Here is a 7,280-nt window from a genome sequence, read left to right on the forward strand (position 1 = left end):
CGTGAATTTCAGGCGTCGCCGCCGTTGAGGACGCGCTGATGCTGTGCGCTGTCGACGTTGCGCCCGCTGACCACCACCACGACAGGGCCGCGGGCCGTCACCAGGCCGTCGAGCAGCGCGGCGATGCCGACTGCGCCGGCACCTTCGAGTACCAACCGCTCGTGCTGGTAGGCGTGGCGCATGCCATTGGCGATCGACGCTTCCGGCAGCAGGTGGAGTTGGTCGAGCAGACGCTGGGTCATGCTCAGGGTGTGCTGGTTGCCCAGGCCGATGCCGCCACCAAGCGAGTCGGCGAGTGTCGGCAGCTCCTCTACCTCGACTGGCCTGCCGGCCTGCAGGCTGGCGTACATCGCCGCGCCGCGCTGCATGCTGATGCCATGGGTGGTGATCGCCGGCTTGATGCTTTTCATGGCCAACGCCACACCCGCGAACAGGCCACCACCGGAGAGCGGAATCAGCACCTGCTCCACCTCGGGCAACTGCTCGATGATTTCCAGGCCCAGCGTGCCCTGGCCGGCGATGACCTGAGGGTGATCGAAAGGTGGAATAAGCGTTGCACCCTGTTGCTCGGCATGTTGTTGCGCGGCCTGTTGGGCATCGTCCTGGGAGTGGCCGACGATGCACACTTCGGCGCCCAGGTCGCGGATGGCCTGGACCTTGTTGGCTGGCACCAGTTGCGAAAGAAACACGGTTGCCTTCACGCCCAGTTGCGCAGCAGCGTGGGCCACCGCCCGGCCGTGATTGCCGGTGGAGGCCGTAACCACGCCGCAAGCGCGTTGTTCAGCGCTGAGTGCGGCGATGGCATTGCTGGCGCCGCGCAGCTTGAAGCTGCCGGTGGTCTGCAGGGCTTCGAGCTTCAGGTAGACCGGCGTGCCCAGGTGCCGCGACAGGCTGGGGGAAAGTTCCAGCGGCGTGCTGCGCACCAGGCCGTGGATACGCTGGCGGGCGAGGTAGAGATCGTGAAGCGAGAGCGCTGACATGACCGGGACCCAACAAGTGAGCTGATGTTGGGCGGAGTGTATGAGGCGAAAATTGTCGTGATGAATGTACTAGGGCAATTTGCCGGGGAATTTGTTTTTGCCTGTACCGGCCTCTTCGCGGGCACGCCCGCTCCCACAGGTTTGGCACAGCGATTCCTGTGGGAGCGGGCATGCCCGCGAAGAGGCCGCTGCAGGAGAGTTACAGTTCGTGGATCTGCGGATACTGCCCGAACAACTCCCGCATATCGCCAAAGGCCTGGCGCAACTTTGCCTCGGAACACTCGGCGCCCACGCACAAGCGCACGGCCCGTGGCCGCGGTGTACCGCGCACCAGAAACGGCTCCGGCGGCGTCACCGCAATCTGCCGGCGGCGCAAGGCACGCACCAGGCTGTCCACTTCCCAGCGCTCGGGAATGTTCAGCCATGCCCCCAGGGCATGGGCGTGCTGACCACGCACATAATCCCCCAGGTACTCACGCAACAAGGCCTGACGCTCGCCCAGCAAGGTGCGCTGCAGCGCCACCAGCTGCGTCGCGCGCCCATCGTTGATCCAGCGCGATGCAATCTCCGCCACCAAGGGCGTGGCCATCCAGCTGTTGACCCGCAAGATGCTCTCGGTGCGCAGCGCCAGGCGCTTGGGCATGGCCAGGTAGCCTACGCGCAGGCCGGTAAGCACCGACTTGGTCATGCTGGTGCAGTAGAACGACAGCTCCGGCGCATAGGAACTGAGCGGCCTGGCATGGCTGCCACCCAGCAGCGGCCCGTAAACGTCATCTTCGATGATATGCACGCCAAAGCGCCGGGCAATTTCGGCAATCTCCTGGCGACGGCTGTCGGGCATCAGGCTGACGGTCGGGTTGTTGAGGTTGGGTGTGCACACCAGCGCGGTCACCCGCTCGTTGCTGCAGATATCCTCGAAATGTTCCGGGTTGATGCCCTCGCGGTCCATCTCCAAGCCTTTGAGGGTGAAACCGAGCACCTGTGAATTGCCGATCACGCCATGGTCGGTCAACCCCTCGCACAGCACCACATCATCCGGCCCGGCCAGCGAGGCCAGGGCCAGGAAGATGGCGTGGGCGGCGCCGTTGGTGACCAGCACATCGTCACGCTCGACCTGCATGCCCAGGCCGGCAAGCCAGCGCACCGCCGCCTCGCGGTGGCTCTCGAAACCGGCGATGGGCCGGTAGGCATGGATCCACGGCTGCTCCTCTTCCACGGCCAGCTCGGCGCAGGTGTCGCGCCAGATGCGCTCATGCACCTGGGTATGCAGGATGCGGGTGATGGAGAAGTCGACCAGGGTACGCTCGGGCAGGTCGATGATGTCATCCGACACACGGTCGCTCATGCGCCGGCTGACGAAACTGCCACGGCCGATCTCGCAACGCACCAGGCCTTGGCGCTCCAGTTCCTTGTAGGCATTGGTCACGGTCTGCACGCTGATGCCCAGGGCATCGGCTACCTGCCGCTGCGGTGGCAGGCGCTGGTCATGTACCAATACGCCGCGCTCGATCTCGCCGGTGACGGCCTGGACCAGGATCTTGTATTTGGACTCGCCGATGCGGGCGGCATCCAGGGCTGCCTTCCAACTGTGCATCATGATGTTCGCTTCACTTGCCGGGGCCAGGGTCACAGCATCCCCCGTACAAGTGCTTCGGGCAATTGTCCTAGTGCAATGCCATCGCCGTTTCAGCTTTTGTATGCTCGGCCCAAGGTCGAACTCCCGCTGCCCGGCAGCTTCGAACAAAAGACCGACCTGCTTTCGCTGTTTTGCTCCACTGCCTCCTAACACAGAGCCGTCGACGACGGTTTTTATAACAAACAGGAGCTTCATTGATGAGCCAGCCTTTCAACGTTCCACGCCCCTTCCAGCGCCTGCTGATAGCCTGTGCCACCTTCGGTGTGCTTGCCAGCGCCCAGGCCGCCAGCCCGGACGAAATCAAGGAAACCAGCCACATCCGCATCGGCTACGCCAACGAAACTCCGTTCGCCTTCACCGAAACCGATGGCCGGGTAACCGGGGAGTCTCCGGAAATCGCCAAGATCATCTTCGAGAAGATGGGCATCAAACAGGTCGATGGCGTGCTCACCGAGTGGGGTTCGTTGATCCCGGGCTTGCGCGCCGGGCGCTTCGATGTGATTGCCGCCGGCATGTACATCACCCCGGCACGCTGCAAGCAGGTGATCTTCACCGACCCGCAGTACGCCCTGCCCGACACCCTGCTGGTGGCACAGGGCAATCCGAAGAACCTGCACAGCTACGCCGACATCGCCAGGAACCCGGACGTGAAACTGGCGATCATGGCCGGCACGGTCAACCTCGCCTATGCCCGCGACTCCGGCATCACGGATGCGCAGATCCTTCAGGTGCCGGACACCACCGCCCAGTTGCAGGCCGTGCGCGCCGGCCGCGCCGACGCTGCCGTGGGCACCCAGCTGACCATGAAGGGCCTGGCAAAAAAGGGTGGCGACAAGGTCGAGGCAATCAGCGACTTCACGGATGACCCGGCCCACACCGGCTACGGTGCCCTGGCCTTCCGCCCCGAGGACAAAGCCCTGCGCGACGCGGTCAACGCCGAGATGAAGAAGTGGCTGGGCAGCGAGGAGCATCTGAAGACCGTCGCGCCGTTCGGCTTCGACCGCAGCAACATGACTGACAAGACCGCCGCCGAGCTCTGTGCCCAGCAGTGAATCGAGGTGGCATGGCGCTTGCCGTGCCATTCCCTGTGTAATCCGATTATTCAGGTCGAACCATGGGTGAATTGATACCGTTGTTACTGCAAGGCGCCTGGATCACAATCCAGGTCACCTTCTTCGGCTCGCTGCTGGCCATCGTCGCCGCGATCCTCGCCGCCCTCGGCCGGCGTTCGTCATGGCGGCCATTGAGCTGGCTGTGCGTGGCCTACATCGAGCTGTTCCGCGGCACCTCGTTGCTGGTGCAGTTGTTCTGGCTGTTCTTCGTATTGCCGCTGCCACCGTTCAACCTCGAACTCAGCGCCTACACCGTGGCCATCGTCGGCCTCGGGCTGCATATCGGTGCCTACGGTGCCGAAGTGATGCGCGGGGCGATCAGCTCGGTGGCCAAGGGGCAGTACGAAGCCTGCACCGCGCTGAACATGCCCGCCACCATCCGCTTCCGGCGGATCATCCTGCCGCAGGCATTGCTGGCGGCCATCGCACCTGGCACCAACCTGCTGATCGAACTGCTGAAGAACACCTCGCTGGTGTCGCTGATCACCCTGTCGGACCTTAGCTTCCGCGCCCGTCAGCTGGACCAGGCGACCTTCCAGACCCTGGAAATCTTCAGCCTCACCCTGCTGCTCTACTTCGTCCTGGCGCAGGTCATCAACTTCCTCATGCGTCGGGTCGAACGGCGCCTGAGCCGCGGTCGCCTGCGGGGGAGCCTGTCATGAATTTCTGGGACTGGAACTACGTCGCGCAAATCCTGCCCGACTTGCTGCAGGCGTCGCTGAAAACCCTGGGCATCACCTTGGTTGGCTTCCTGATCGCAGTGGTGCTGGGCCTGTTCCTGGCCATCGCCCGACGCAGCCGCCAGGCCTGGCTGTCGTGGCCGGTGGCATTGCTGATCGAGTTCATCCGCAGTACGCCGCTGCTGATCCAGGTGTATTTCCTCTACTACGTGCTGCCCAACTACGGGGTCAACATGACGGCCATGCAGGCCGGCATCATCGGTATCGGCGTGCACTACGCCTGTTACCTGGCCGAGGTTTACCGCGGCGGCCTCGACTCGGTGGCGCGCAGCCAGTGGGAAGCGGTGGTCGCCCTCAACTTCGCGCCGTGGACCGCCTACCGGGCAGTCATCCTGCCCCAGGCGATTCGGCCGATCCTGCCGCCGTTGGGCAACTACCTGATCGCCATGCTCAAGGACACCCCGGTGCTGTCGGCCATCACCGTGGTGGAAATCATGCAGCAGGCCAAGAACGTCGGCTCCGAAAGCTTCCGCTACCTCGAGCCGATCACCCTGGTCGGTCTGTTCTTCCTGGCCTTGAGCGTCGCTCTGGCCTACCTCGTTCGGCGCCTTGAAGTGCGCCTGGAGCTCCGCTGATGATCGCCCCTGTGACCCACTTCGCCACTGCCACCGCCACCCAGCCGCTGGACACCCACATGCCCACACCGGCCATTGCCCAACCGATCGTCAGTTTCAAGGACGTGACCAAACGCTACGGCAGCTTCACCGTGCTCGACGGCCTCAACCTCGATGTCGCCCCCGGCGAAAAGGTGGCGATCATCGGCCCCAGCGGCTCGGGCAAGTCGACGTTGCTGCGGGTACTGATGACGCTTGAGGGCATCGACCAGGGCATGATCGAAGTCGATGGCGAATCGCTCACCCACATGCCAGGGCGCAACGGCGCGCAGCTCATCGCCAACGAGCGCCATGTACGCAAAGTGCGGGCGAAGATCGGCATGGTGTTCCAGAGTTTCAACCTGTTCCCGCACATGAGTGCCTTGCAGAACGTGATCGAGGCCCCGGTCCAGGTGTTGGGCGTGAAGCCGGCCGAGGCACGCGAACGGGCTGCGGAGCTGCTGGAGATGGTTGGCCTGGGCAACAAGTTCGAGCATTACCCGTCGCAGTTGTCCGGTGGCCAGCAACAGCGCGTGGCGATTGCCCGGGCGCTGGCGATGCGGCCCAAGGTGATGCTGTTCGACGAAGTGACCTCGGCGCTGGACCCGGAACTGTGTGGCGAGGTGCTGAACGTGATCCGCCGGTTGGGCAGCGAGCACAACCTGACCATGCTGATGGTGACGCATCAGATGGGCTTTGCCAGGGAGTTCGCGGATCGGGTGTGCTTCTTCTACAAGGGGCAGATCCACGAACAGGGGACGCCGGCGCAGATCTACGAAAACCCGCAACAGGAGCGGACCCGGGCGTTCCTCAGTGCAGTGCGGGAGGCGAACTGACCGACGATCGTCGCTTCAGTACTCGCGCCGCTTGCGAAACGCCCAGCGCCCCACCAGCACGGTGAAGGTCGCCACCAGGGCCACCAGCACCCAGAAACCATGGGGGTTTTCCGCCAGCGGCACACCCCCGACGTTCATGCCGAAGAAGCCGGCGATGATGTTGATGGGCAGCGCCAGCACGGTCACCACGGTCAGGGTGAACAGGGTGCGGTTGGTCTGTTCGTTGAGCTTGGCGGCGATTTCTTCCTGCAGCAGCTTGATCCGCTCACCGAGGGCGGTGAGGTCGCTGATCACCAGGGTGAACTCTTCTGTGGCCGCGCGCAGCTGGCGTATGTCTTGTTCCTGCAGCCAGTCGGGCGGCCGGTTGAGCAGGCGCAGCAACGCCCCTGGCTCCAGCGCCAGCAGGCGCTGCAGGCGCACCAGCACCCGGCGCATGCTGCCCAGTTCGGCGCGGTTGTCGCTCAGGCGCTGGGACAGCAACTGGTCTTCGATGCGGTCGACGCTGGTGGTGGTTTCACGCACGATCTGGGTCAGCACATCGCCCTGGTCGCGCAACAGATGGACCAGCAACTCGATGGATGAATGAAAGCGCTCGCCACGCTTGACCGACGAGCGCAGCTTGTCCACAGAATGCAGCGGCTGCAACCGCGCGCTCACCAGCAACTGGCTGCTGGCGCAGGCCCACAGCGTGGAGATGTCCGAGGACACCAGGCCGAAGTTGAACACCACATCGTTGACCACTGCCAGCAGCGCCGAGTCGGCGTGTTCGATACGGGTCGAGCGCGAACCTTCGCGCAGGGTTTCGAAGAAGGCTTCGGGCAACTGCAGGTGGGTGCGCAACCAGCGCTCGCAGGCAGCATGGGCCAGGTTCAGGTGTACCCACAGAAACTCGCCAGGTTCCAGCGGCTGGCCGAGCGTGCGCAACAACTGCGCCGAATCGATTTCGCGCCCCGGCTGGCCAGGGCGGAAGGCGAAGGCGTAGAGCAGGCCGAACAGGTCGTGGTCCTGTGGCAGATGCAGCGCGGGATGGCCCATTCGAACTCGCAATGAGGCACGGGGAGATGGCAGAAAGGTTGCTGAATATTCGTTGCAGTCAGATGACAGCTGGATAGCGGAAAGCCCTTTGGGCTGCGCTGTCGCGTAGAGAGCCGAATTCGCAAGCGGTCCGCATACCCTGTGGGAGCAACTGTCTTGCTCAATTTCTTAAAGTTGGCGCAATCCCCTGTGGGAGCGGCTTTAGCCGCGAAGAATCCAACGCGGTGCCTGGCACCGGCTGCGCCGGTGTTCGCGGCTAAAGCCGCTTGTATGGTGATACTCGAAGGGGTGGTGGGACGAAAAAGCCGAATCTGACTGTTCACAGCAGTACAGACCGTGGGAGAACTC

General features: G+C 63.8%; 7 protein-coding genes. 4 read left to right on the plus strand and 3 right to left on the minus strand.

Annotated features, from left to right (window positions below; genetic code table 11):
* Positions 1-8: 8 nt before the first annotated feature.
* Positions 9-980, minus strand: coding sequence for a hydroxyectoine utilization dehydratase EutB (eutB, locus tag CAG34_RS26070; RefSeq protein WP_085593268.1), 972 nt, complete (start codon positions 978-980; stop codon positions 9-11).
* A 199-nt stretch (positions 981-1,179) separates the two neighbouring features.
* Positions 1,180-2,574, minus strand: coding sequence for a PLP-dependent aminotransferase family protein (locus CAG34_RS26075; protein WP_085593274.1), 1,395 nt, complete (start codon positions 2,572-2,574; stop codon positions 1,180-1,182).
* 239 nt (positions 2,575-2,813) lie between these two features.
* Here CAG34_RS26075 and ehuB point away from each other — a divergent pair, with 239 nt between their 5' ends.
* From ehuB to ehuA, 4 genes are all read left to right on the plus strand, one after another.
* A complete protein-coding gene (gene ehuB, locus CAG34_RS26080; RefSeq protein WP_085593270.1) occupies positions 2,814-3,668 on the plus strand; it encodes an ectoine/hydroxyectoine ABC transporter substrate-binding protein EhuB in 855 nt (284 codons plus the stop codon).
* 62 nt (positions 3,669-3,730) lie between these two features.
* On the plus strand, positions 3,731-4,390 hold the full coding sequence (gene ehuC, locus CAG34_RS26085; protein WP_025337663.1) for an ectoine/hydroxyectoine ABC transporter permease subunit EhuC: 660 nt from the start codon (positions 3,731-3,733) through the stop codon (positions 4,388-4,390).
* On the plus strand, positions 4,387-5,043 hold the full coding sequence (ehuD, locus tag CAG34_RS26090; protein ID WP_003256382.1) for an ectoine/hydroxyectoine ABC transporter permease subunit EhuD: 657 nt from the start codon (positions 4,387-4,389) through the stop codon (positions 5,041-5,043). The genes ehuC and ehuD overlap by 4 nt, the downstream gene beginning before the upstream one ends.
* Positions 5,044-5,102: 59 nt before the next feature.
* Entirely contained in the window at positions 5,103-5,897 is a 795-nt protein-coding gene (gene ehuA, locus CAG34_RS26095; protein WP_075046875.1) for an ectoine/hydroxyectoine ABC transporter ATP-binding protein EhuA, read from the plus strand.
* Between the two features lie 15 nt (positions 5,898-5,912).
* Here ehuA and CAG34_RS26100 read toward each other — a convergent pair whose 3' ends face one another.
* Positions 5,913-6,932 carry a transporter gene (locus CAG34_RS26100; RefSeq protein WP_085593272.1) on the minus strand — a complete coding sequence of 340 codons (1,020 nt, stop codon included), beginning with the start codon at positions 6,930-6,932 and terminating at the stop codon, positions 5,913-5,915.
* Between the last annotated feature and the right edge of the window lie 348 nt (positions 6,933-7,280).

The sequence above is a fragment of the Pseudomonas sp. B14(2017) genome, from assembly GCF_002113255.1.
GTDB lineage: Bacteria > Pseudomonadota > Gammaproteobacteria > Pseudomonadales > Pseudomonadaceae > Aquipseudomonas > Aquipseudomonas putida_Z.